20 protein-coding genes and 1 pseudogene are annotated in these 25,523 nt (G+C 67.6%); 9 read left to right on the top strand and 12 right to left on the bottom strand.

The window, feature by feature from the left end; all coding sequences use genetic code 11:
- Positions 1 to 7 precede the first annotated feature (7 nt).
- A complete protein-coding gene (locus tag AC5RWX_RS00250; protein WP_494096772.1) occupies positions 8 to 1,237 on the top strand; it encodes an alpha-hydroxy acid oxidase in 1,230 nt (409 codons plus the stop codon).
- A 34-nt stretch (positions 1,238 to 1,271) separates the two neighbouring features.
- Here AC5RWX_RS00250 and AC5RWX_RS00245 read toward each other — a convergent pair whose 3' ends face one another.
- Positions 1,272 to 1,928: a nucleoside/nucleotide kinase family protein gene (locus tag AC5RWX_RS00245; RefSeq protein WP_494096771.1), complete on the bottom strand. Its 657-nt coding sequence runs from the start codon at positions 1,926 to 1,928 to the stop codon at positions 1,272 to 1,274.
- A 385-nt stretch (positions 1,929 to 2,313) separates the two neighbouring features.
- Here AC5RWX_RS00245 and AC5RWX_RS00240 point away from each other — a divergent pair, with 385 nt between their 5' ends.
- The gene (locus AC5RWX_RS00240) at positions 2,314 to 3,096 is read left to right on the top strand and encodes a DUF2238 domain-containing protein (protein WP_494096770.1); all 783 of its coding nucleotides are present in this window, start codon (positions 2,314 to 2,316) and stop codon (positions 3,094 to 3,096) included.
- 43 nt (positions 3,097 to 3,139) lie between these two features.
- Here the strand turns inward: AC5RWX_RS00240 and AC5RWX_RS00235 are convergent, their stop codons facing one another.
- The 11 genes from AC5RWX_RS00235 to AC5RWX_RS00185 all read right to left on the bottom strand — a co-directional run bounded on the left by AC5RWX_RS00235 (position 3,140) and on the right by AC5RWX_RS00185 (position 18,003).
- Positions 3,140 to 3,958: a class I SAM-dependent methyltransferase gene (locus tag AC5RWX_RS00235; RefSeq protein WP_494096769.1), complete on the bottom strand. Its 819-nt coding sequence runs from the start codon at positions 3,956 to 3,958 to the stop codon at positions 3,140 to 3,142.
- Between the two features lie 125 nt (positions 3,959 to 4,083).
- Positions 4,084 to 5,232, bottom strand: coding sequence for an MFS transporter (locus tag AC5RWX_RS00230; RefSeq protein WP_494096954.1), 1,149 nt, complete (start codon positions 5,230 to 5,232; stop codon positions 4,084 to 4,086).
- 73 nt (positions 5,233 to 5,305) lie between these two features.
- Positions 5,306 to 6,988, bottom strand: coding sequence for an ABC-F family ATP-binding cassette domain-containing protein (locus AC5RWX_RS00225; protein WP_494096768.1), 1,683 nt, complete (start codon positions 6,986 to 6,988; stop codon positions 5,306 to 5,308).
- Between the two features lie 339 nt (positions 6,989 to 7,327).
- Positions 7,328 to 8,443, bottom strand: coding sequence for a zinc-dependent alcohol dehydrogenase family protein (locus AC5RWX_RS00220; protein ID WP_494096767.1), 1,116 nt, complete (start codon positions 8,441 to 8,443; stop codon positions 7,328 to 7,330).
- An 81-nt stretch (positions 8,444 to 8,524) separates the two neighbouring features.
- Entirely contained in the window at positions 8,525 to 11,380 is a 2,856-nt protein-coding gene (locus AC5RWX_RS00215) for a helix-turn-helix transcriptional regulator (protein WP_494063354.1), read from the bottom strand.
- Between the two features lie 39 nt (positions 11,381 to 11,419).
- On the bottom strand, positions 11,420 to 12,244 hold the full coding sequence (locus AC5RWX_RS00210; protein WP_494063353.1) for a fumarylacetoacetate hydrolase family protein: 825 nt from the start codon (positions 12,242 to 12,244) through the stop codon (positions 11,420 to 11,422).
- Between the two features lie 108 nt (positions 12,245 to 12,352).
- A complete protein-coding gene (locus AC5RWX_RS00205) occupies positions 12,353 to 13,348 on the bottom strand; it encodes a cation diffusion facilitator family transporter (protein WP_494063352.1) in 996 nt (331 codons plus the stop codon).
- Entirely contained in the window at positions 13,348 to 13,827 is a 480-nt protein-coding gene (locus AC5RWX_RS00200; RefSeq protein ID WP_493957772.1) for a transporter substrate-binding domain-containing protein, read from the bottom strand. Before AC5RWX_RS00200 ends, AC5RWX_RS00205 begins: the two co-directional genes overlap by 1 nt.
- A gap of 87 nt (positions 13,828 to 13,914) precedes the next feature.
- Complete coding sequence (locus AC5RWX_RS00195) at positions 13,915 to 14,934, bottom strand: PHP domain-containing protein (protein ID WP_493957773.1); 1,020 nt, start codon at positions 14,932 to 14,934, stop codon at positions 13,915 to 13,917.
- A 40-nt stretch (positions 14,935 to 14,974) separates the two neighbouring features.
- Positions 14,975 to 16,414, bottom strand: coding sequence for a phytoene desaturase family protein (locus AC5RWX_RS00190; protein ID WP_493957774.1), 1,440 nt, complete (start codon positions 16,412 to 16,414; stop codon positions 14,975 to 14,977).
- A complete protein-coding gene (locus tag AC5RWX_RS00185) occupies positions 16,411 to 18,003 on the bottom strand; it encodes a glycosyltransferase family 87 protein (protein ID WP_493957775.1) in 1,593 nt (530 codons plus the stop codon). Before AC5RWX_RS00185 ends, AC5RWX_RS00190 begins: the two co-directional genes overlap by 4 nt.
- A gap of 140 nt (positions 18,004 to 18,143) precedes the next feature.
- Here AC5RWX_RS00185 and AC5RWX_RS00180 point away from each other — a divergent pair.
- The 7 genes and pseudogenes from AC5RWX_RS00180 to AC5RWX_RS00150 form a co-directional block, all read left to right on the top strand.
- Positions 18,144 to 19,253, top strand: a pseudogene (locus AC5RWX_RS00180) (cytidylyltransferase domain-containing protein); the annotation flags it as partial.
- Positions 19,254 to 19,370: 117 nt separating this feature from the next.
- The gene (locus AC5RWX_RS00175; protein WP_493957870.1) at positions 19,371 to 20,288 is read left to right on the top strand and encodes an N-acetylneuraminate synthase family protein; all 918 of its coding nucleotides are present in this window, start codon (positions 19,371 to 19,373) and stop codon (positions 20,286 to 20,288) included.
- Positions 20,289 to 20,298: 10 nt separating this feature from the next.
- On the top strand, positions 20,299 to 21,270 hold the full coding sequence (locus tag AC5RWX_RS00170; protein ID WP_493957776.1) for a glycosyltransferase: 972 nt from the start codon (positions 20,299 to 20,301) through the stop codon (positions 21,268 to 21,270).
- Positions 21,267 to 22,619 (top strand): polysialyltransferase family glycosyltransferase, encoded by a 1,353-nt coding sequence (locus AC5RWX_RS00165; RefSeq protein WP_493957777.1) that lies wholly within the window; start codon positions 21,267 to 21,269, stop codon positions 22,617 to 22,619. The genes AC5RWX_RS00170 and AC5RWX_RS00165 overlap by 4 nt, the downstream gene beginning before the upstream one ends.
- Positions 22,620 to 22,629: 10 nt before the next feature.
- Entirely contained in the window at positions 22,630 to 23,742 is a 1,113-nt protein-coding gene (locus tag AC5RWX_RS00160) for a hypothetical protein (protein WP_493957778.1), read from the top strand.
- Positions 23,739 to 24,983, top strand: a complete 1,245-nt coding sequence (locus AC5RWX_RS00155) for a DUF6716 putative glycosyltransferase (protein WP_493957779.1) — start codon at positions 23,739 to 23,741, stop codon at positions 24,981 to 24,983. Before AC5RWX_RS00160 ends, AC5RWX_RS00155 begins: the two co-directional genes overlap by 4 nt.
- Positions 24,984 to 25,052: 69 nt before the next feature.
- The gene (locus AC5RWX_RS00150; RefSeq protein ID WP_493957780.1) at positions 25,053 to 25,484 is read left to right on the top strand and encodes a hypothetical protein; all 432 of its coding nucleotides are present in this window, start codon (positions 25,053 to 25,055) and stop codon (positions 25,482 to 25,484) included.
- Positions 25,485 to 25,523 lie beyond the last annotated feature (39 nt).

Below are 25,523 nucleotides of genomic sequence, written 5' to 3'. Positions count from 1 at the left end.
TACCCTCATGAAGCGCAGCTTCCCCCGCGTGAGCGAACTTCGCCCGCTGCTGAAGTTCGAACTCCCGAGTCTGGACCGCCGGGCCGCACGGCTGGCTCACGCCGCAGATCTGTGGGACCTTCGCACGATCGCGAAGCGCCGCACGCCCACGCCCGCTTTCGACTACGTGGACGGCGCCGCCCAGCGGGAGCTCACGGCGAGACGGACACGGGAGGCGTTTGACGCCGTCGAGCTCCTCCCCCGCATTCTGCACGGGACCGAGAAGGTGGACCTTTCGACCCCGATCGCCGGCGGCACTTCCTCGCTGCCGTTCGGAATAGCTCCGACCGGGTTCACACGGTTCATGCACGCGGAAGGCGAGGACGCGGGAGCGACCGCTGCCGCCGCGGCGGGCATCCCGTTCTCCCTGTCCACCATGGGCACGCGCTCGATCGAGCAGGTAGCCGCAGCCGCCCCTGGGGGCCGGCGCTGGTTCCAGCTGTATCTGTGGAAGGACCGGCAGAAGTCGCTCGACCTGCTGCGCCGCGCGGAAGCTTCGGGCTTCGACACGCTGCTCGTAACCGTAGACACACCGGTCGCGGGTCAGCGGCTGAGGGACGTGCGCAACGGCATGACCATTCCGCCCAGGCTGACCCTCAAAACCGTGCTCGATGCCTCCTACCGTCCCGAGTGGTGGTTCAACTTCCTCACCACCGACCCCCTGACGTTCGCGTCGCTGTCCGGGGCCAGCCACGACCTGCCGACGCTCATCAACTCAATGTTCGATCCGTCGCTCTCGATGGCGGACCTCGAGTGGATCCGGTCGGTGTGGGCCGGGAAGCTGTTCGTCAAGGGCGTGCTGACGGCCCAGGACACACGCCGTGCGCTCGACGCCGGAGCAGACGGCCTCATCGTCTCGAACCACGGCGGGCGGCAGCTTGACCGCGCGCCGGTCTCGCTCCGCGCCCTGGCCGAGGTGCGGGCCGAAGCCGGGAGCAGGGTGGAGATCATCCTCGATTCGGGGATCATGTCCGGTACGGACATCGTCGCGGCGCTGTGCGCCGGAGCGGACTTCACCCTTATTGGGCGCGCCTACCTTTACGGGCTCATGGCCGGCGGGCGCGAAGGCGTTGACCGGGTGATCGAGCTGCTGGCGAAGGAGATCGAGGTGACGATGCAGCTTGTTGGTGCATCGACCATCGAGGACCTGGGGCCGCACTTGCTGCGCACATGGCCAGAGCCAGAGCCGGTGTCGTAGATAGCCTCCGCGTTGGCGGCGGCTGGCTCGTGAGCTAGGCAGCGCCTACTTCTTCCAAGGTGACGATGAGGTCTGCGGCATTGCGGGTGGCGCTGATCAGTTGGGCATTCCTTTCATCGACAGTTCTGACCCAGGCTTCCGCTTCCGACTGGCTCTTGCCGAAGTCAACGTGTCGCTGGATGAGGCGCCGGATCCGCATGCTGTCGTCTTGTTCGCAGTACCAGATTTCGTTGCACTGGCCGCGCACTTTGCGCCATTCCGGGCTGTCGAGGAGCAGGTAGTTCCCTTCGGTCAGGATGGTGGCGGCGGAAGGGAAGACGGGGATGACGCCGGCGATGGGCTGTTCGAGGGTCCGTTCAAATCCCGGGGCGTAGACGACGGCATCCCGCTCCGCGCGCAGCCGTTGCAGCAGCGCGGCGTAACCGTGCACATCGAAGGTCTCCGGTGCACCCTTTCGGTCAAGGATGCCAAGGCGGGCCAGCTCCTGGTCCGAGAGGTGGAAACCGTCCATCGGGACGTGGACGAACGCCTGGCTTTCGGGTTCCCGGGTGTCCTTGTTCAGTTCCTTGATGAGGCTTTCCACCAGGGTGGTCTTGCCGGCGCCTGGCGCGCCGACCACGCCGATGACAACGGGCGCTTCCGTGGAGGCTTTCCAATGCCTGACGCGTGCGAGCAGTTCTTCCAGGTTCACCGGGCCGCCCGGAGGGGGCCGTTGTAGCTCATGGCGGCCGTACAAGGAAGAACCGGGCCCTGCTCGGGTAACGGCCCGGCGACGTCACGCAGTATGAGTGAACCCTTCTCGCCGGGCATAACGGTCAGGGCTTGCATCATCTCTCCTCCAGCAGAAGGCGTTACCGGGCCAGTCTGACGCACTGGATACGTTGGGGCAACGGATTGGCATCCGCGAAGCGATAGCCCGAACTTCTTGCGCACCGGGGTCGGCACCGGTTAGCGTGACGCGGAACACCAAGCGCGCTGACCATAGGCCGGGCTTGAGGAGGTTCCATGGACCAGAACGAAGCTCCGATCCTTGACGCGCTTCAGAGTAGTCCAGGAATAACGCCGAAGCGGAAACCATGAACCTGCCTCCCGCACCCGACTCCTCCGGCGTACCCGACTTGCCCGAAAGCACCCCGAAGCACATGAAGGGCCTCGACCGGCCTGTCGGCGCTAAAAAACCCTCTGGCCGCGTGGCCGGCCCCCTTCGCTTCGGTGTCCGGTTCTTTCTGGCCGAACCCGGGACGGCGATGCTGATCCCGGTGGAGATGCTTTTTCTTGGTTTCCTGGCAGTGGCCGCGGTAGCCAATGCCTGGAGCGAGGCCGTGGTTCCCGCCCTGTTGGCCGTGGCCGCACTGGTTCCCTCCTCGGTGGAGCGGGTCATCGAGGCCCGGTTCCCCGCGTGGCTGCACGGCTGCTATCTGGGATTCCTGCTTGCCGGACCGTTCGCCGGCACCCGGTTGGGCCTCTATGCGTTCCGGCCCGATTGGGACAAGGCCATACACGTGTTCTCGGGGTTGCTCGTGGGGTGCGCCGCCACGTTCGCCCTCGGTATCGTCGGCCGCAGGAAACACCTTGACCTTCCGCCCTTTCTGGTTGTGGCCGGGGTGGTGACCGCTGGCGGTTTCGTCGCTGCCGCGTGGGAAATCGCCGAGTTCACCAGCGACCACCTCCTGGGCAGCCACGCACAAAACGCCAACCTGCAGGACACCATGACGGACATCATCTGCGGAGTGCTCGGAGCGATAACCGTGGCGGTCGCGGTGGGCATCCACCTCCGCGGCCACCCGGTTCCCCCGGTCAAATCGCTGCTTCGAAACCGCGACTTTGCCGCATCAATGCCGCCCCAGGAACGACCGTAACCCCTTCAGCGCGAATGCAGCATCCCAACCGCTTCCAGCGAAGTCACCTTTTGCGGGCTGTGAACAGCAGGTACTCCCATTCCATCCTGCCGTCACCGAGATCGTGCCGGCGGGCCAGGTCGGCAAGATCCTGATCGAGGGCCTGGACCCGGTCGGGATCCTCCGCAATGTTCCGGTACGTGTTGATGGTGGGGCCATAGCAGGCCTTGAAGAAGTCGCGGAATTCCTCAGCGGAGCCGAACCTGTCCACCGTCAGCTTTTCGCGTCGGGCCACGACGTCGGTGGCCCGGTCGTTGAACAAGTCCTGCACGTGCTCCTGATTGCCCCAGAGCGGCGGCGGCTGTGCACCAAAAGGCGGCGGAGGTGCGTACGGCTTCATCGTCGCAAACATATGCCCTACGAAGCCTTCGGGCGTCCAATTGGCCAAGGCGATCGTTCCTCCGGGCCGCAGCACCCGGACCAGTTCGTCGGCGCAGGCCTGGTGGTTGGGAGCGAACATGATCCCCACGCAGGAGATCGCGGCATCGAAGGAACCGTTCCCGAACGGGAGGTCCTCCGCGTCGGCCTCCTGCCAGTCCACGGAAACACCAGCACGTGCAGCCAACCTGCGCCCCTGCTCGAACAGTTCTGGCGTGAGGTCCGCCGCGGTGACCTGCGCCCCCGCCTGCGCCGCCGGAATGGCCGCGTTACCGGAGCCCGCCGCAATATCCACAACCCGGTCGCCCTCCTGTATGCCGCTTGCCTCGACCAGAGCGGTGCCCAGGCCGGGGATCACCTCCGTAGCGACGGCGGGGTAGTCGCCGAGTGCCCACATGGCCCGGTGCTTTGCTTTGATCCCCGAATTAACTGATGGATTGCTCATTGCCATTGCCTCCTGCTGTTGAGGCCCTTGTAAGTGGTTCTACAAGGATGGGTGTGAGCCCGCATTATTGCCAGTGGCAGTGGTCCGGGCGGCTACTGGAAGCGGCATCTATCTGGCGCCGCCCTTTAATTTCGGGGGTGCCACTGCTCCCGGGCGGCCGGGGCGGTGAGCAGCGAGGCGACCATCAGGACGGCGACGGCGAGCAGGGCGTTGCGGATGCCGACGTGCTCACCCAAAAAGCCGAGGAAGGGCGGGCCGGCCAAGAACGCCACGTAGCCCAGAGTCGAGACCACGGAGACGCGCTCGGCCGCCCGCCTCGGATCGTCCGCGGCGGCGGACATGCCCATCGGGAAGCCCAGGGCTGCACCAGCGCCCCAGAGCACGGCTCCGGCAAACGCCAGCGGCAGGTTCGGCGCAAACACGAAGACCAGCAGCCCGGCCAGCGCGGTGCCCAGGCTGATCCGCAGCACGGCAACCCGGCCCCAGCGGTCGATGAACCGGCCGCCGGCAAAGCGCAGCAGCGTCATGGCGGCCACGAAGACGCCGAACATCACGGCGCCCATGGCTTCGGTGGCGCCGAGCCCGACGACGGTGGCCTGCGCGATCCAGTCGTTGGCGGCACCCTCGGTCAGGGCGGCACCGAGGACGACGACGCCGATCAGCACCGTCCGCGGTTCGCGCCAGGCGGCGAACCGCCCGAGCCGGGCACCGCCGTCGTCCTCATGGCGCTTCAGGTGCGGCAGGAACGCCCGCGGCACCAGCCAGGTGGCGACGGCGACGATTGCCGCCAGCACCGCCAGGTGGGCGGACAGCGAGACGCCGAGCACGGAGAGCCCGGCGCCGACCATGGCGCCGGTGAACGCACCGAGGCTGAAGGCGGCGTGGAATTGCGGCATCACCGTGCGCAGCAATTTCCGCTCCACATCCGCGCCTTCGATGTTCTGCGCAACGTCCCACCACGCCACGCCGACGCCGTAGCAGAACAGGGCGGCCGCACTTGCCGGGACAGAGCCGGCGGCCAACGCCGCGGCGAGGCCAACCGCGCTCACGGCGGCGATCAGTCCACCGGCGCGGACCGTATTGGCGGTGCCGATCTTCGCCGCAACCGGTCCCGCCAACGGCAGCGAAATGACCGAGCCCAGGCCAAGCGCCAGGAGCAGGGCGCCGATTTGGCCGGCGCTGATGTCCAGCGATGCGGCGGCCGCGGGAATTCGGGCCGCCCAACTGGCGAAGACCAGGCCGTTCAACGCAAAGATGGCAAAGGTGGCATACATCGCCGCCCGTGCCCGGCGCGCCGGTCCGCTAGGCGGCAGGCCGACCGCTGCTTCGCTTCCCTCGCCCCTGGGCTCAGCGGTTCCGGACAACGCGTTCCTCGTCCCAGACCGGGGTGTCGCTTTCGTAGACCTTGCCGTCGGAGCCGAAGACCAGGAACCGGTCGAAGCTGCGCGCGAACCAGCGGTCGTGGGTCACGGCCAGCACCGTTCCTTCGAACGCATCGATGGCCCGTTCCAGCGCCTCCGCGGAGTGCAGGTCCAGGTTGTCGGTGGGCTCATCGAGCAGCAGCAGGGTGGCGCCGGAGAGCTCCAGCAGCAGGATCTGCAGCCGCGCCTGCTGGCCGCCGGAGAGCGAGTCGTACAGCTGCTCAGCCTGCCGGGCCAGTCCGTAGCGGTCCAGCACGGCGGCCGCGGCTTCACGGCCCAGCCCGGAGCGGTGGTCGTCGCCGCGGTGCAGGATGTCCACCAGCGACTTGCCCAGCAGGTCCGGCCGCACGTGCGTCTGGGCGAAGAAGCCGGGGCGGATCCTAGCCCCGAGTTTGACCGTTCCGGTGTGCGGAACCTCGGCGATCTGCACCTCGGAGACCGGCAGGTGCTCCTTCTCCGGGTCGGTGCCGCCGCCGGCCAGCAGGCGCAGAAAGTGGGACTTGCCGGAGCCGTTGGACCCCAGCACGCCGACGCGGTCGCCGAACCAGATCTCGGTGCTGAACGGCTTCATCAGCCCGGTGAGCTCCAGTTTGCTGGCCACCACTGCCCGTTTGGCGGTGCGCCCGCCCTTGAGCCGCATCTGCACGTTCTGTTCGATCGGCACGGCTTCGGGCGGACCGGCCTCGAGGAACTTTTGCAGCCGGGTGGTGGCGGCGTGATAGCGGTTGGCCATGTCCGAGCGGAAGGCGGCCTTGTTCTTGTACATGTTCACCAGCTCTTTGAGCTTGGCGTGCTCCTCGTCCCAGCGTTTACGCAGTTCCTCGAACCGCGCGTTCCGGTCGTCGCGGGCCTGCAGGTAGCTTTCGAAGCCGCCGCCGTGGACCCAGGCCGTGGCTCCGAGGGCGCCCGGCTCCAAAGTGACGATGAGGGTGGCCGCGTTGGCCAGCAGCTCACGGTCGTGGCTGACGAACAGCACCGACTTCCGCGACTCGCGCAGCTTGTCCTCCAGCCAGCGTTTGCCGGGCACGTCCAGGTAGTTGTCCGGTTCGTCCAGCAGCAGCAGTTCGTCCGGTCCGGAGAACAGGGCTTCCAGCACCAGGCGCTTCTGCTCGCCGCCGGACAGGGTGGATGCGTTGCGGTACTGCCCCCGGTCGAAGGGCACGCCCAGCGAGGCCATGGTGACCTCGTCCCAGACCGTCTCCTGCTCATAGCCGCCGGCATCGCCCCAATCCGCGAGCGCCTGGGCATAGCGCATCTGGGTGGGCTCGTCGTCGTGCTCCATCATGGCCAGCTCCGCCTCGTCCACCGCGCGGGCGGCGGCGGCCAGGGCCGGCGGTGCGGCGCTGACCAGCAGGTCCCGGACGGTCGTCTGGTCGCGGACCTGGCCGACGAACTGGCGCATGATGCCCATGCTGCCCGAGCGGGCCACGGCGCCTTCATCCGGGACCACGTCGCCGGCGATGATCCGCAGCAGGGTGGTCTTGCCGGTGCCGTTGGGGCCGATCAGCGCGGTTTTGGCGCCGTCGCCGACCTTGAAGCCGACGCCGTTGAGCAACTGGCGGCCGTCGGAGAGGAAATAGGCAATGTTGGAGACGTCGAGATGGGCCACGGAACCAGTCTGTCATGGCCCGGGCATACGAAATGGCTCAAAGTCAGGCCTCCCCATTAGCCAACTCACTTCGAGCCATTTCGTGTGCGGCATCTGAATCCACCGCCCGCAGGCAGGTCCCCCAACTCGGATCCCCATACCGCCGCCTCCGGTAGGTCTCCCGTCCGGTTGCTGACACCTTCAATCATGGTCGAGGACGCCTGCGTATTCCAGATCAATCCACCCTAGTTAGAAAACCCTAGGGTGCTTCGTCCCTCACTCGGGTGCTGCTGGACGCAGGCAAGGCAGACAGCTGCCGGAGGACGTCCCGGCGGCGGCGCGGACCGCAGGCATTCGCCCTCAGGGCTTGAAGAGCCGCCGGACAACCTGCCCTTGAGCCAAGGCTTCGAGGCCCTCGTTGATCTGGTCCAGCGGGCAGGTGTCCGTGTGCAGCAGTTCGACGGGAAGCCGACCCTCGCGCCAGTACTCGATGTAGCGGGGAATATCCCGCTCCGGGACCGCATCACCCATGTAGGACCCGAGGAGGCGCTTGCCCATGCCGGCAAATTGCAGGGCGGGCACGCTGAGCTCCTGGGAGGGGTGCGGGAGGCCAACGGCGACGACGGCGCCGCCCCGGTTGGTGACCTCCAGGCAGCCGGCCAGCACGCGGGCGGAACCGGCGGCTTCGACGGCAACGTCCACGCCGCCGCCAGCCGCCTTCGCTGTCAGTGCGGCGGCTTCGTCCGGCGTCCCCACCGCGGTGGCACCTGCCTCTAGGGCCACGGCATGCTTGGCAGTGTTTGGGTCAATCGCGATGACGTCCGACGCGCCGGAGATCCGGGCGGCCATGACCGCCGCCAGTCCCACGGCCCCCAGGCCGAAAACCGCCACCGTTTGCCCCGCCTCAACCCGCGCCGTGTTGATCACCGCGCCCATGCCGGTCAGGACGGCGCAGCCGAACATGGCCGCCACCTCATCCGGCACGTCCTCTCCGATCGCCACAACCGATTCCCGGGCGACCACCGCATGGTCCGAGAACGCGGAGACGCCGAGATGGTGGTTGATCCTTCCGCCGTCGGCAGAGCGGAGCAGCGCCTCGCCGTGCAGCAAATCGCCGCTGCCGTTCGCCTCGGCGGCCCGATCGCACAGAGCCGGCCGGCCAGCGCGACAGTTACGGCAATGCCCGCAACTGGGAACGAACACCAACACCACGTGGTCGCCGATCCTGACGTCGTCCACGCCTGCCCCGATGCTCGCGATGCGGCCAACCGCCTCATGGCCGAGGGCCATCGGCAAGGGGCGCACCCGGCTGCCGTCGACGACCGAGAGGTCCGAATGGCACAGGCTGGAATAGCTGATGTCCATGCCAACCTCGCCAGGTCGTGGCGACGGCGTGTCGAGATCCTCGATGACGAGCGGTCTGGATTCGTTGTACGGCCGGGGCAGGCCCGCGGTGTGAAGCACGGAAACTCGCATGTGCCCTCCCTGATCTGGTGCTGTCTGGTGGCGTCGTCGGTTAAGCGGCCCGCCGAGTACCTGCTGGCGCGCGGGCCGCCGTCAGTCCTGCGGGTCGATCACGGTGGGCAGGGCCTTGCGGGAGCTGATTTCCAGCTTCGCGAAAGAGCGCGACAGGTGCCATTCAACCGCCTTGATGGTGATGAACAGCTCGGCGGCAATCTTGCGATTCGTGAGTCCTTTGGCGGCCAGCGAGCAGACCCGGTACTCGGCCGGGGTCAACCGGTCCGCCTTGTTCTCCGCGATCATCGGCAACTGCAAGTCCTGCTGGGCCAGCAGACGGGTCATCCGGCGTGCCACCGCGGCGGCGCCGATCCGGTTGGCCAGCACCAGGGACTTCCGCGCGGCCGCCAGCGCCTCGGTGCGGAACACTTGCAGCTCGTCCGCGTGCGGGGACGAGAGGCACAGCTCGGCCAGGTCCGCCAGCGCCAGCGCCAGCTGGTACCGGCCTTCGTTCGCCTCCAGCAGGGCGATGGCCTCCCGCAGCATGACGACGGCGGACTGCCCGGGTTGGGCCAGCGCGGCGACCCGCAGAACCGTGCCGATCAGGCGGGGAGCGCCGAAGGACCGGACCTCCCGCAGCAGCTCGGCCGCAACTGCGGCGGCGTATTCGGTCTGGCCGACGCGGGCAGCTGATTCGATGCTGCTGCGCGTCCACAGGCTCAACGAGGGGCCCAGACCAGAGCCCAAATCCATTGCTGCGGAGAAGAACTCGAGAGCCTGCAGGTGCTCGCCGTGTCCGGCGGCGACCACTCCGTGCAACTGCAGGGCCATGGCTTGGACCAGCGGCACACGCTCTTCCTCCAGCGGGACCCGCTTCAAGAGGTCGTCGGCGGCGGCAAGATCATCCCGGGCAAGATAGATCTCGGCCAGCGTCACGCAGGCCACTTCCAGGTACGTTCGCCAGCCGGTATCCGCCGCCTGCATGGCGGTTTCCAGATCCATCTGCGCCAGCCGCAGCCGACCCCGGTTAAGGTGGATGGCGCCGCGACAGTAGCTCAGCGTGGCGTTGGCCATCGGCAACGAGTTGGCCCGTGCTTCGGCTATGGCTGCATCCAGCAGCTCCAAAGCGGCGGCATCCTGTTCCGAGCCGTTGAGTGCTCCAGTTGCATAGTTGATGATGTTGGATTCCACGCCCACCTCGGCCAGGAGCTTCCCGCCGGCATAAGCGCGCAGCGCCAGTTCGCCGCTGCGCTTGGCGTCCGTGCCGGTCACGCTCAGCCGCAGCGCCTCCTGGACCAGCAGCATGCGGTCGCTGGGGCTATCGTCGGCCGGGTCCTGGGCCAGGATGTCCGTTATCTCCTGGCCGTAGTGCGACGCAAACTGCAGCTGCTGGAATCCCGCCCCGGTAGCCGCCGCAACCACGCGGCGCCTGAGCTCGGTGTCCGGTTCGTCGTCGTTCTCCAGTTCCTTTAGCGCCTTGCTGAAGCAGCGCGAACTTTCCTCCACCCGGTTGATGGCGTACTGCGCCTCGGCAAAATCCATCAGCAGTTCTACCCGGGCCCGCGTGCCCTCGGTCATGGCCAGTGCCCGGCGCCCGAAGTCCTCTGCCTGTTGAATGCGGCCGGCTGCCTGATGGGCCAGCGCGGCTTCAATCAGGATCCTGCGCTGCAGTTCGGCGGGCAGCTGTTCCTCAGCCATCGCCCGGCCGATCCAGCGCACGGCAAGCTCGCTCGAGCCGGAGCGGCGCGCGTCGGTGGCGGCGTCCAGCAGGATTTCGGCGGCAGCGGGATCTGCGCCAGGTTCGGTGGCCAGCAGATGGCCCGCGACGACGGCGGGTTCGCTCTTTTGTGCCCGCAAGGCGGCAGCCGCCCGGCCGTGGAGCCCGGCCCGGCGTTCCGGATCCAGCGTGGCGAGCACTGCCTCGGCCACCAACGCATGCTGGATCCGCGGCCGGGGACGCAGCGAACTCAGAAAACGCGCCGCGGCCAGACGCTTCAGCACCGGGGTGATCCTGTCTTCAGGCAGTCCGGTCATCCGTGCCAGTAGCTGCTGGCTGGCGTCCTCCCCCAGAATGACGACGGCGTCCAGCACTGTCCGCTCCTCCGCCGAGAGCCGGGCGAAGCGGTCTTCCAGCACCTCTGCTTCGGCGCTGGCCCCTTCGGTACCAACGCCGACACCGCGCTCCAGGATCTCGTGCACGTAGAACGGCATCCCTCCTGCCGCCGCATGGATGCGCGCCGCCTCCGCAGGATCCACGGCGGGAATCCGCTGGGCTGCCCACTCTGCCACCGCGCGGCGGTCGAGCGGTTCCAGCGGCCAATGCACCCGCCCGCCGGGACGGACGGCGCCGTGCCGCGGCGCGCCGTGCCGGGCGCCGCCGTCGGCTCCATCCAGCAGCAGGGCATCCGTCCGGATCCCGTCACCGCGTTCGGCGCCGTGACCGGTGCGCACCCCGCGCACGATCAGCAGCGGGGCCCCGATCAGCAGGACCCCCATGTCCGAGAGCGACTGCAGCGAGAGTTCATCCAGCCACTGGGCGTCGTCCACCATGGCGATGACCGGGGCTTCCTGGGCCAGCGAACGCAGCACCCAGGATGCGGAATAGGTGAGCGCGTCCTTGTGCAGCGGCCCGCCGGCGGAGGTCAGGAACGAATGCAGCACCCGGCCCTGCCCGTCGAAGGGCGGGCCGTGGTCCGGCATCTGCTGGGCGAGCGGCGCGAACCACTGCCAGAACATGGAACCGGGCAATGAGCGACGGGCGGCGCCGGCGGCGCGCAGCAGCTTCCAGCCGCGCGAAGAGGCATCCGCGAAAAGCGTCTCCAGCAGCGTGGTCTTGCCGATGCCGGACGGGCCGCTGACCGTCAGTTCGATGCTGTGGCCGGCTTCCACGGCAGAGGCGAGGTCGCGCCACTGCGCCACCTCGTCCTCACGCCCGTACAGCCGGGTTTGTGCCACGCTCTGATCCTAAGCCGCGGCCCCGTCAAATGCGACGTTTCAGCGGGGTTCTTCGGGCACGCAGTGGTTGCGCAGCTCGCCGATCCCCTCGATCCGGGTGACCAGCTGGGCCCCGGCGGGGATCCATTCCCGCGGCTTGCGGGCCAGTCCCACGCCGGCGGGGGTCCCGGTGGCGAGCAGGTCACCGGGCTCCAAGGTCATGAACTCACTCACATAGGACACCAGCTTGGCGCAGGAGAAAATCAGGTCGGACGTGGTGCCGGACTGCTTGGTGACGCCGTCCAGCTCGCATTCCACCGCCAGCCCGGCTTCGGGATCCAGCTCATCCGCCGTGACGACGACGGGGCCCACCGGAGTCGTGCGGTCCCAGTTCTTGCCCTGGAACCACTCCGAGGTGCGGCCCTGCCAGTCGCGGACCGAGACGTCGTTCATCACCGTGTAGCCGGCAATCGCCGCGCGGGCGCCGGCCTCGTCCGCCTGCCTGACCCGGGAGCCGATCACCACGGTCAGTTCAGCTTCCCAGTCGATCTTGCTGCTGGCTGCGGGCAGCACCACATCATCCGTCGGACCGACCAACGCGTTGGCGTACTTGGTGAAGATCGTGGGGTACTTCGGGACCTCCTGGCCCACTTCTTCCGCATGCGCGTAGTAGTTCAGCCCCGCGCAAAGGATCTTGCCCGGGCGCAGGATCGGCATTGCCAGCTCCGAGTGCTCGGGCGCCGGGCCCGGTTCGCCGGAGAGTGTGCGCCAGTCATCGCGCTGCAGCAGTTCGCCCACGTCCTTGGCCGGCAGGTATACCGTGCTGTCGCCGTCCTGCCGGAACGCCTGCGTGGTCCCGTTCCTCCGTACTGTACCCAGACGCATCTGTACCTCCTCGCGGCAGCCGTGCACCGCCGTCGTTAGCTGTTGGCAGCACAAGAAGCCGCCTCTCTGCACGATATACGGTGCGGCTTGGGCCTGCCGCACCCGCGGTCAAAGGTTTCTTTCGGACTGGCGCTCGGACGATCCACCCGCTTCCTCGGGCAGTTCGGAGACCGGCACCAAGACCATGTCCTGGAGCATCCAGTGCAGGTCGATGCAACCGTCCCTGGCCTCCTCGAGGGCTTGGACCGACGGGAGCCGGCCGTCGCGCGGCACGACGAAGGCTTCAGCGTGCAGCACATGGCCTTGGTCCCGGACCCGCGAACCGGATTCTTCGACCCACTCAAGTCCGCGGAGGTAATCATCGATGCGCTGGATCAGCGGATGGGGCTCGGAGGCATCGTAGGTGGTGGCCCGGGTGTCCATCAGGTCGGTGATCGATCCGCGCATGTTCTTGTATCCGTCGCGCAGGATTCCCCCGGCAATGAACAGCGCTGCAGCGGCGTCGGCCCACCACAGGCCGATGCCGATGCCGGCAACACCCACGATCGAGCCCACTGCTGTCATCCAGTCGGCCTTGTTCATGTCTGCATCGGCATAAAGGACCTTGTCGTGCAGCTGCTCGGCGAGTTTTTCTTTGGCGCGGCCGAGCAGCACCGGTGGCACGGCTGTCAATGCCATGACCGCCATCATCAGCCATCCGAGCCAAATGGTGTGGCCGAGGATGTGGACCGAGCCGATCGGCGGGTGCTCCCCCTTCAGCAGGCCCATGCCGGAATCGATCACCAGGAACGCGCCCATGGTGCACAGAGCCACGGCAGCGACAAGGTGCGCAATCCCGGTCGACCGGTGGTACCCGTAGGGATACTTTCGGGTGGGCGGCCGGTTGATGATCCTCATCGCCAGCAGGAACGCAAGCGGAGGCGCGAAGGAGAGCATGTCTTCAATCCAGGCCGCTTTCATCGCCTGTGAATTGCCCATCACCAGGAAGACCAGGGTCACTGAAACGGCCAGGACGCCGATGGTGATCCACTGGATCCTGATGGCGCGCCTCAGGGCTTCTTGCTGCTGATCGGGCAGCTCGGTGCGGCCAAACCTGGTGATCATCACTGCCCCTTCCCGTCGAGCAGAAACCGTTCCAGTTCCTGCAGGAAGGCGTTTTCGCCCATCCTGGCAGCCATCACGTGTTCCTCCTTGGCCCCGTCGGGGGCCCGGCCCTCGGCGTAGGGCTGGGTCAGGGCGGCCCTGTCCGACCACGGCGACTTCTTCGTCAGACCACCGATGACCAGGTCAAGTTCGCCGCGTTCCAGCTGCCCCATCAGGGATTCCTCGCCGGCTGCCGTCCAGTCGATGCTTGCTCCGCGGGTGGCAGCGAATTCCCGTACCAGGTCTGCCTCCGAACCTGCCGGGTCTTCGCGGTCTTGGACTGCGGTCCAGGGCGGGTTGTGCGAGATCCCCACTCTGAGCGTTCCGTTGCTGATGCGGTCCAACGTTCCTTTCGGATCCGCGGGCACCTGCAGGCCGCAGGAGCACATCAACAGCGTGACCAGCACCGCCAACGCCGCCTTCGAAAAATTGTTCAGCATGCTTAGGACCATAGCTGATTTGACGATTAATGACCGGCACTGCACGCAAGGGTGGGCAGCTTCATCCTCGGTGCTCTGCGTGAACGGTCAGCGCCCCTGGTTGCACCACTCCAGCAGCCGCTCCACCGGCCAGGTGGTGATGATCCGTTCGGCGGGGACGCCGTTTTTTGCTGCACGTTCGGCGCCGTAGTGGAGGAAATCCAGCTGGCCGGGCGCATGGGCGTCGCTGTCGATGCTGAACAGGCAGCCGGCGTCGAGGGCGAGCTGGATCAGCTCATCCGGCGGGTCCTGCCGCTCCGGCCGGGAGTTGATCTCGACGGCGACGTCGTTCTCTGCGCAGGCGGCGAACACGCGCTCGGCGTCGAACTCCGATTGCGGACGTGTTCCCCGCGATCCCTTGACCAGCCGCCCGGTACAGTGGCCCAGCACGTTGGTGCGCGGATTGTTGATCGCGCCGAGCATGCGCCGGGTCATGGTGCCCCGGTCCGACCTGAGTTTGGAGTGGACGCTGGCCACCACCACGTCCAGCCGGTCCAGCATCTGCGGTGTTTGGTCGAGTTCGCCGCTCTCCAGGATGTCTGCCTCGATGCCGGTCAAGACCCGGATACCGTCGGCTTTGGCATTGATGCGGGCCACGAGGTCAAGCTGCTTGGCCAGGCGCTCCGCACTCAGTCCGTTGGCAATTTTGAGGTTGGGCGAATGGTCGGTCAGAGCCAGGTAGTCGCGGCCGAGCCAGCGTGCTGCATCGACCATGTCCTCCGGCGGCGAGCCGCCGTCGGACCAGTCGCTGTGGCTGTGCAGATCGCCGCGAAGGGCCTGGTGCAGTTCGCGGCCGCCCTCGGCCAGCGGTTCTGCCGACCGTTCCCGGACCTGCACCAGGTAGTCGGGGACCTCGCCGGCGACCGCCTGCTGAATGACCTCGAAGGTCCTGGCCCCGATCCCCTTCATGCTCTTCAATCGGCCGCTGCGCGTCCGGGCGGCCAGCTCGTCCGGTTCCAGCCCCGCGGCCACGGCGGCGGCGCGCCGGAACGCCTGCACTTTGAACGTGGGCGCCAGTTCGCGCTCCAGCCAGAAGGCGATCTCATTCAGCGCCGCTACGGGATCCATGGCACCATCTTGCCTTCGATCAGCCCGGCGGGCCACGGCTTCACGGCTGCAGGGGCGGTACCGTCAGCCCGAAATGCGTCTGCAGGGCGAGCGCGGCGGCGCGGTAGCCGGCCATCCCGTGCACGCCGGGCCCCGGCGGTGTTCCTGCCGAACACAGGTAGACGCCGTCCAGCGGCGTCTGCCAGGGTTTTGGACTTAGCACCGGGCGGGCCGCAAGCTGCAGCAGGTTGACCGCACCGGTGCCGAAGTCACCGCCCACGTAGTTCGGGTTATACACCTGATAGTCGGCCGCGGACATGCTTGCGGAGTCGACCACCAGATCGGTGAATCCCGGCGCGGCTCGTTCCAGCGCGGCAGTGATCACAGGCTCCATGTCACGGGTGGAGCCATTCGGTACGTGGCAATAGGCCCACAGCACGTGCCGGCCGGCAGGGGCCCGGGATGGATCGACCACGGCCGGTTGTGCCGCCAGGATAACCGGGTCCTCCGAGTGCCGGCCGCGGCCAATGTCCCGCTCCGACGCTGCGATCTGCTCCCGTGTGCCGCCCAGGTGCACGGTGCCGGCCCGGCGCAGTTCCGGGTGCGCCCATGGGACCGGTCCGGACAAAATGTAGTCCACCTTGGCCGCGCCGGGTCCGTAACGGAAATGCTTCAAGGCACGGGCATAACGGGCCGGGAGCCGGCCGCCGGCCAGCCGGAGGAATTCCGTGGGCGAAGTATCGAGCATCACCACCCGGGCATCGGTCAGCTCAGCCAGCGATGCCACCCGGTGCTGGGCCTCCAACCGGCCGCCGTGTGCCCGCAGGTCCTGGACCATGGCGTCGATAATCGCCTGCGACCCCCCGGCCGGGAAGGGAAACCCGACGGCATGCGCCAGCGCGCCGAGCATCAGCCCTGCCCCAGCCGACGACAGGCGCCGCACACCGCCCGTGGTGTGGGCGGCGACGCCGGTGAGCAGGGCGGGTGCGAATTGTTCCTTGAAGCGCAGATTCCAGGCGGGCGACCCCTGCTCAAGGGTCCTGATTCCGTACCGGAAGGCCGTCACCGGGCTGTCCGGCATGCGGAGCAGTTGGTCCATGGTGAACTCCAGCAGGGCATCGGTCCGCTCCACGAGCGGCCGCATCAGCTGCCGGTAGGCGCCGCCGTCGGCGCCCAGCCCGGCAACGGTCTGCTCCAGATCGCGGTAGGCAACCGCCGCGGCGGCCCCGTCGATCACGTGCCCGTAGGAGACCTCGGGCGCCAGCATCTGGATCCGCTGGTCCAGCCCGAACTCGCGGAAGAACAGCGAGGCTGCCGCCATCGGATGCACTGCCGAGCACACGTCGTGCCAGTGGCCCGGCTGCATCAGTTCCAGTGTTCGCGCACCGCCGCCGGGCTTAGCGGCCATTTCGAAGACCGTGACGTCCAGGCCGGCCCGGGCCATGATCACGGCCGCAGCCAGCCCGTTCGGCCCGGCGCCGACTACCGCTACATCCGTCACGATTGATTGTCCCCTTCCGACCTTCGGTCCAACCTTGTCCCCTCCGCGTCCCCGCTGGCAATGCCGGGCCACCGGGACGAGGGCCGGGACGCATCTATGCCAGTCGAAGAATACTGGGCAGCGTCAGCGCCTGGGCCTGGCAGCGTGCCCACCCGTGCCGCGGGGACGCGGCCGGGCAGTGGAAGCGAGAACTTGTCGGCAGCGCCGTCAAACTCGCCGCCTTGGGGATCATCGGTATCCGCGCGCCGAACCGGATCATGTTCAGGCAGCCAGATGGCCCGGACTACCTTGGCCATGATGTATGCCGTGGCGGCTATATGAGCCAGAACCGCCAGCACGTAGTACGGCGCGTCCAGGTTCCGCGCCGCTTCCCCGCCGCTGGTGACCTGGCCCAGATGCATCCAGATGGCCCACCAGTGCATCACCTCGAAGAACTGCCAGATCAGGAAGTCGCGCCATCGCGGGTGGGCCAGCGCCACCAGCGGCACCAGCCAGACCACGAACTGCGGCGAATACACCTTGTTGGTGAGTACGAACGCAGCCACCACCAGGAACACCAACGATGCCATCCGCGGACGGCGCGGTGCCGCCAGCGCCAGCACCGCGATACCTGCGCAGGCTGCCGCGAACAGCAGGAAGGATGCAGTGTTAATGAACTCCGGGCTGATCAGGGGCAGCTGTTGCCGCTGCGCGGTCAGGTTGTAGGCATACCAGATGGACGAATACCCGGCCTCGCGCTGCCGGCTGTAGTCCAGAAAATGGAACCAGCTGCCGAAGTCCCGCAGCATGAACGGCAGGTTCGCGGCCAGCCAGACCGCAGCCGCGGCCGCAGCGGACGCCGCTAGCGGACGGTATCGCCCCGTGCGGATTGCCAGCAGCAGGATGGCTCCAAGGATCAGCACCGGGTACAACTTCAGCGCCGCACCGAGCCCAATGAACACGCCCGCCAGGACCGGACGGCGCCGCGCGAAGGCGAGCATCGCCAGTGCCGCCAGCATGGCAGCCCACAGGTCCCAGTTTATGGTGCCTGCCAGCACGATTGCCGGTGCCAGTGCCACCATGGCTGCATCCCAGGGCCGCCGGTGGCTCATGCGCGCCGTGGCAACCACTGTGACCAGCCAGGCCACGGCCGCCAGGGTGGCGTTGATGTCGAAATACGCCAAGGCCCGGCCCGCGGACACTCCCTCGCCCGGGACCAGCCATGCCGTCGCCCCGGCCAGCAGCCCCAGCAGAACCGGGTACTCAAACGAACTGCCCGCGCTGACGAACGGCACCACGCCCTCGGCCAGCCCCCGGGTTTCGAACAGCACCGGCCAGTCCGAATAGCAGCCCATGTAGAAGTAGTCCGGTAGCTCCCATCCGGCCAGCCGGCACGGCGTCTTGACCAGGACCGAGAGCAGCGCGGCGAACGTGGTCAGGATGATCAGCACGCGCTCAACGGTGAAGAAGCCCGGCGAGACCAGGCCCGGAGCGCTGTGCCGGCCCAACGGTCCACCCACCAATTCGGTGAACTGCTTGAGGAACGGATCGTTGCGGCTGGGCACCACAATACGCAGCGGTCTGCGGCGCGAAGAGCGGGACCCGGGCATGCTCCAAGAGTACTGGCGGCGGCACTATCGGCTGCAGATGCGGGACCGTAGGGCGGGTTGGGTGAAACGTTCTCTTCTGCTTGCCTTCCCGTAACCTTGGCCACCCCCGGGCGTTACCGGCCCTCCCTACCGTGGCTCCAATGAGCTACACCGACCCCCCGGAAGTCCTGGTCGTCATCCCGGCCCGCGGCGGCTCCAAAGGGATCCCGTTCAAAAACCTAAAGCCCGTGGCCGGCCGCAGCCTGGTGGCCCGCGCCGTTGACAGTGCGCTGGCGGCCCCGGCGGTGACCGACGTCGTCGTCAGCACCGACCATCCGGACATCGCCGCCGAAGCCGAACGCTGCGGCGCCCGCGTGGTCCTTCGCCCAGCGGACCTCTCCGGCGACACCGCGAGCAGCGAATCCGCGGTGCTCCACGTGCTCGCATCGCTGCCGCGGCAGCCGGCGGTCACGGTCCTGCTGCAGTGCACCTCCCCGTTCATCGATCCGGACCACCTGAACGAAGCCGTGCTGGATGTGCTGGAGGACCGCGCGGATGTGGCCTTCTCCGTCACCGAGAGCCACGCGTTCCACTGGATGCACGACGACGGCGGGGCCGTCACCGCCGTCGGGCACAGCGCCGAGGTGCGTCCCCGCCGGCAGGACCGTACGCCCCAGTACCGCGAAACCGGCGCGTTCTACGCCATGCGCACCGAAGGTTTTGTGGCCCGCAAGCACCGTTTCTTCGGCCGGCTGAAGCTTCAGGAAGTGCCCGCCGAGCACGCCGTCGAGATCGACTCGCTGGAAGACCTGGCCGTGGTCCGCGCGTTGGCCGGCCAGGCAACGGTGCCCCGGACCCGCGTCCTCGACGTGGATGCCTTGGTGATGGACTTCGACGGCGTGCACACCGACGACCACGCCTTCGTGAATGCCGACGGCGAGGAATTCGTCCGCGTGAGCCGCGAAGACGGGATGGGAATCTCCCGGCTGCGCAGCACCGGAATTCCCCAACTGATCCTGTCCACCGAACGCAACAAGGTGGTCAGTGCCCGGGCGCGCAAGCTCGGCGTCGACGTCCTGCAGGACGTCTCGGACAAAGCCGGAGCCGTCCGCACCTGGATGGCCGCCCAGCGGCTGGATCCCGATCGGGTTGCCTACGTGGGCAACGACGTCAACGACCTGCCCGCCATGGGCGTCGTTGGTTGGCCGGTGGCTGTGGGCGATGCCCGCGCCGAGGTCAAAGCTGCAGCACGCACTGTGCTTCAGCACCATGGCGGCGAAGGCGCAGTCCGCGAGGTCTGCGAACTCATCCTCGCCGCGCGCAGCGGTGCCGCCGACGACGGCGGCCGCCAAGAACAAGCCACAGCAATAACAGAAAGAGTGCAGCTCATGACTACCGAAGCTACCGTTTCGAACAGTGTTCCCGCCGGTGCGCCGGCTCCCGTCGCGATCGGTGACGTGCAGGTCGGTGCCGGGCAGCCGGTCTACGTGATCGGCGAGATCGGGATCAACCACAACGGCGACATCGAGATCGCCAAGCAGCTGATCGACGTCGCCGCCGAGGCCGGCGCGAACGCGGTGAAGTTCCAGAAGCGTACCCCGGAGATCTCCACCCCGGCGGACATGCGCGACAAAATGCGCTCCACCCCGTGGGGCGAGATGACCTACCTGGACTACCGGTACCGGGTGGAGTTCGACATGCCGATCTACCAGAAGCTGATCTCGCACGCCGTCGACCGCGGCCTGCACTGCTTCGCCTCGCCCTGGGATGTTCCCTCGGTCGCGTTCATGGAAGACGCCGGCGCGCTGACCCACAAGGTCGCCTCCGCCTCGGTCACCGACCTGGACCTGCTGAAGGCGCTGCGCGAGACCGGCAAGCCGGTGATCCTCTCCACCGGCATGTCCACGATCGAGCAGATCGACAAGGCCGTGGAGACGCTGGGCACGGAGAGGCTGATCCTGATGCACGCCACCTCTACCTACCCGCTGCCGCCGGAAGAGGCGAACCTGCGGATGATCTCCACGCTGCAGGAGCGCTACCAGGTGCCTGTGGGCTACTCCGGGCACGAGCGCGGGCTGCAGATCTCGCTCGCGGCGGTGGCGCTGGGCGCGGTCACGGTGGAGCGACACATCACGCTGGATCGGACCATGTGGGGCTCGGACCAGGCGTCCTCGCTGGAGCCGAAGGGCTTCGAGGCGCTGATCCGCGACATCCGGATCCTGGAAGAGGCCATGGGCGACGGCGTCAAGCGCGTTTTCCCGGGCGAACTGGCACCGCTGTCCCGGCTGCGCCGGGTGGACGGCTAAAGGACACCCCATGAACCAGCCATTACTGAGCGTCATCATTCCGGCGAAAGACCAGGCACCTTTCATCCGCGACGCGATGACCAGCCTGACCCGCCAGTTCGATGATCCCTCGGTGATGGAGATCATCGTCATCGATGACGGTTCCACCGACCGGACCGGGGAGCTGGCCGCCGCCTTCACCGGCCAGCTCCCCGGCCTGCAGATCCACCGCAACGACACCGCCAGCGGCCTGGCCGCGGCACGCAACCAAGGCCTGGACGCCGCGACGGGACGCTACATCACCTTCTTCGATCCGGATGACTGGTACGCCCCCGGGCATCTGTCCCGCATCACCGACGAAATCGGGCAGCTGGGCGTGGACTTCCTCCGGGTGGACCACATCCGCCACACGAACGGAGTCCGGACCGTCCATCGTGCCCCGCAAGCGGTCCGCGGCATCCCCCTCGATCCCCGCCGGGACATTGGGCCTTCGGACAATTCGACCATGGTGGACTACCCGTACGCGCCCTTCGGCATCTTCGACAGCGCGCTCAAGGAAGCCGGCCTGCTGCACTTTCTCGACGGTCTCCATACCGCCGAGGATCGTCCCTGGATCTGGCGACTGCATCTAAAGGCAGACTCCTACGCAGTCTCGGATCAGCTGGGCGCGTTCTATCGCCGCGGCGTCGCGACGTCGTTGAGCCAGGTCTTTGACCGCCGACAGCTGGATTTCCTGCGCAGCTACGCCGAAGTCTTCCGCTTGGTGGCGGAAGACCGCGAGGCCGACCGTTTTCGACCGAAAGCAATCCGCCAATTCCTGGCCATTGCATGCCACCACCTCGACCGTTCGGATTCCATGACCCGGGCTGTCCGCCAGGAGCTGGCGGCCGGCGTGCGTGCTGCCGTGGCCGGTTTACCGGCCGCTGCGGTGGCCGCCGGGCTGCAGGCCGTGGGCGAGCGCCGGCGCGAGACGCTGAAAACAGCGATCGGAGCATCGAAGTGAAAGAACTATTTGTCGTCTCGACCCTGTATCAATGTGTCTCGCTGGCAGCGGCCATCGACGACGCCGCTTTGCCGGAAACCGGCCATGAACGCATTTTGGTGCTCACCAACAACGCCATGATTCCGGAGGTCACCGTTCCGTTCCACGAGTCGCCGGGTTTCACCGAGGCGGCCAGCCGGTTCGACCGCGTCGTGGACCTGAGCAGCCTGCTCTGGCCCCGCCGGCCCGGCCAGTTCAGTCCGCGCGAGCAAGACCTTAACCTGTGGCAGAAGCTGCTGCGTTCGGAATGGGAGCTGGGTGACGAACCGGTCCACCTGTACGTCGAATCCATCCAGGTGGATCCCGCGATTGCGTTGGCCCGCATCTTTGCCAGCGCACGGGTTTCTGTGCATTCGGACGGCCTGATGAGTTACGGCCCCACCCGGAACCCCGTGCCGTTGGCCGTAGCCCAGCGGCTCGATTCGCTGCTGTACGTGGATCTGGTGCCGGGACTGCGCCCGCAGTTGCTGCGCGAACACCAGCCGAAACTGGTTCCGGTGGAACCGGCTTCGCTGCGCCGCGCCATGGAAGAACTGGACCGGTCACTGCCGCCGCTTCCCCTTCCGGCAGCCCGCCACCAGGAGGGGGCCGGAACCGCCCTGCTGCTGGGCCAGTACCTGACGGACCTGGGGATCCTTTCGGCCGAGGAAGAAGTGGAGCTGCACCGCCAGATGATGCAGAAGGCTAAGGACCAGGGAATCCTGCACTGCGTGTTCAAACCCCACCCCAGCGCCGGGCCGGGAGCGGTCCGCTCCATCGAGGCCGCGGCCCAGGAGCTCGGTGTGCAACTGGACATCCTGGAGTCCTCCGCCCCGGCCGAAGTGGTCATGCAGCGGCTTCAGCCGCGCTTGGTGGTGAGCTGCTTCTCCACCGCCCTGATGACGGCCAAATACCTGTTCAACATCGACGCCGCAGCCGTCGGGACGGCGCTGCTGCTGGAACGGCTGAGTCCGTACGAAAACAGCAACCGCGTGCCGGTCACCATCATCGACGCCGTCCTGGAACAAAACATGCAGGCACCGGACCAGGATGGTGCAGACACTCCGGCAGCCCGGAGGCTCCAGCCGCTGATCGAGGCCGTCTCCTACTGCATGCAGGCAGAGACGCTGGCGGCGGTGCGCCCCGGCGCGGAAGCCTATCTGCACAGCATTCAGGACGGACCGCAGATGCGCTACTTCAAGCGGCGGCGGCTGACCAAGCTTCAGCTCCCCGGCGGGCTGCCAGCGGCCGACGGCCCGCGGCCGCTGGCCACAATCGGGCGGATCGGCCGTCGCGCCGTCCGCAAACTTAAGTCGGCTGTGGCCTCGTGAGGCGGAAGTGATGACCGAGGCAGTGGCCACGGCAGCGTTCCTCCCCCAGTTGGGTCCGGCGGTGGACCGCCGGCTGGCCCGCCCGAAACCTGGGCCCGCAGCCAGGCGGGGGCACCGGAGCGAACTGACTCGTCCACGCTTCGGTCGTGCCGCCGTCTGGGCAGAATCGCCCCTGCAGTTGCTCAGCGCCGTCGAGGCCCACGGTGCAGGCCTGCTGGGCCAGGAAACGCTGATCCACCCGCGCAGCGACGCCGTCGGCATGGACAGTACGCTGAAGTCGCTGATGGAACAGGTGCCGAGCGGGGTGCGGTTCACACCGCCGGCATCCGCCCTGCCCGCGGTGCGCAGCCGCAAGCTGGACCGCTGGGTCACCGGAGATGCCTACTCCGGCAGGGTGCAGACCGAACTCTTGCGCGGCGTGGTCGCTGACGAACTGGTCATTGTGGACGACGGCCTGGCAACGCTGAGTCTGTTGCAGATGCTGGTCAGCGACGGGCCTACCCCGCTGATCCGTCCGCGGGCGGTGCCGACCATGCGGCGCAAGGCGCTGGGCCTGGCCACGTGGTGGACCCTGCGCCGGATGGCAAGCCAGGGCCGGCTGCTGGTGTTCACGGCTTTGTCCGTGCCTGACGCCGTGGAGAAGAAGTTCAGGGCCCTCGGCGGCCACTTGGAACGGCACCGGTTCGAGTGGCTGGGCACGCAACCGGTCACCGAGATCATCACCGAACCGACCATCGTCGTTGGTTCGGCCATGCCCGCCGACAAACTGATCCGCCCCGAGCCGTATCTAGACTGGGTGCAGTCGTTGACCGAGGAAGGCCCGGTGGCCTATTTTCCACACCGCCGGGAACAACCGGACCTGATCAACGCCTTGGACAGCCACCCGCTGATCCACGTCAAGCAGCACACGATTCCGGTGGAAATGCGCCTGCGCGGCCTGCGGCCCGGACAGGTTGTCCGCGCACTGCCCTCCACGGTACTGGCCTCCCTGCGCTTGATCCTGGCCCCGTCCGGGGTTCCGCTGAAGGGACAGCCGGTACCGGACGACTGGTGGTTACCGGAGACAACGGTAGAACTGCGCCGGCATCTGAGCAGTTCGCTGCGGGAGGGAGGTCAACGATGACCCTCGGGCCACAAAGCACAGCCGGGTCTTCGGTCGGCGGGAGCAACAGCCGGCCGTCCCGCGCGCTGGCGGTCGCAGACAGCGATTCCTACCTGAAGTTCGCCTGCGCCACGCTGGAATCCCTCGGCGAGGGCTGGGAGCGCGAAGTGCTGCTGGTGCGCTCCCCGATCCTGCCGACGCTGGAACAGATCCAGGCAGCAACCGCCGGAACGTTCCTGGCCGGCAAGGCGCCCCGGGTGATCCCCGCCTCGGGGCTGCGGACCGCCCTGGCGGGCGCCGACGTCGTGCTGGCAGCGGCCACCGGGCCGGTGGTGGAAGAAGTTTTCTCGCAGGCCTCCCGGATGCCACACCGGCCGGCGCTGCTGTCCGCGCTGCCCGGCGTTGCCTTCCCGGCGACACGCAAGGCGCTGACCTACCGCGCCCTTGGCGATGCTTTCATTACACACAGCCATGCAGAATGCCGCGCGTTCAGCGAGCTGGCCGATGCCATGGGGCTGCCGCAGCGGATCCTGGTTTCACGGCTGCCGTTCCTGGCCTCGCCGGGCCGTCCGGAACCGCAGCAGGTCCCGCTGCGTTCGGTGGTTTTTGCGCCGCAGGCCAAGGTTCCGGTGGAGCGCGACCAGCGCGTGGCCATCCTGCAGGCCTTGGCGGCGTTGGCACGGCGCCGGCCGGAACTGTCGGTGCGGGTGAAGTTGCGGGCGTGGGCCGGCGAGCCGCAGACGCACTTGGAGCAGTACCCCTTCGACCAGCTCTGGTCGGATCTGGTGGCGGCGCGCGCGGTCGGCGGGCACGAGCTGCAGTTCAGCACCGGCCCGATGTCCGCTCAGCTTACGCCGGCTGCGGCGATGGTCACGGTCAGCTCCACGGCTGCCTTGGAAGCGCTCGACGCCGGCCTGCCGGTGCTGATTCTGGACGACTTCGGCCTCTCCGAGCAGATGCTGAACAAGGTCTTCGACGGCTCCGGACTGGTAGGGAATCTGGAGGATCTGGTGGCCGGCCGGTTCCGGCACCCTGACCATCGGTGGCTGCGGGACAACTACTTCCACGTCCAATCCGTGCCGCTGGACGAGCTGCTGCTGAACTTCGCCGAGCGCGCCCGGGCCGGAAAACTGACGACTGACCCGGAACGGCTGGCTGCGGTGCAGCGCCGCAAGATGCGCTCGAAGCTGCGCACCGTGCTGCCCTCGCCGGCCTTGAAACTGGTGCGCCGGCTGCGCAATGCCCGCCGCCTTTTAGCCTGAGGGTCGGGCAGACAAACAGACACGGTTTGGAACAGCTCGTGTCCGGGTACTGACCGGGCAGGAGGAAAAATGCGCACGAGTCGTTCCAGCCCGCGCCTGCGGCACCTTCCGTCGCTGGCAGCACTCATGGTGCTGGCACTGGGCGCCGCCGGATGCTCGTCCTTGAACCCGGGCAGCGAGGAGGCCGCTGCCGCCGCGCACGGGTTCCTCACCGCGGTCCAGGCCGGCGACGGCGACGCCGCGTGCGCCTTGCTGGCCCCGGTGGCTGTTGAAGCAACCGAGGACGGCGAAGCAGGCAGCTGCCCGCGGAAGATCCTGCAGCTGGACCTGCCCGCTGCCGGAAAGGTGACCGGGAGCCAGGCCTTCGGACGGAATGCGCAGGTGGTGCTGGACACGGACACCATGTTCCTGACCCGGTCGGGAGACCGCTGGAAGGTCCTCGGCGCGGGCTGCACGTTCCGGGGCGAGCGCCCCTACGACTGCGCCGTGGACGGGAGCTGAGATGCGCTGGTCTTTCTGGGTCTTGCTGGGCCTCATCAC

It is taken from the genome of Arthrobacter sp. SPT-J7 (assembly GCF_059089965.1).
Note: the sequence above shows the minus strand (reverse complement) of the source record. Positions and strands in the feature narration are given on the sequence as shown.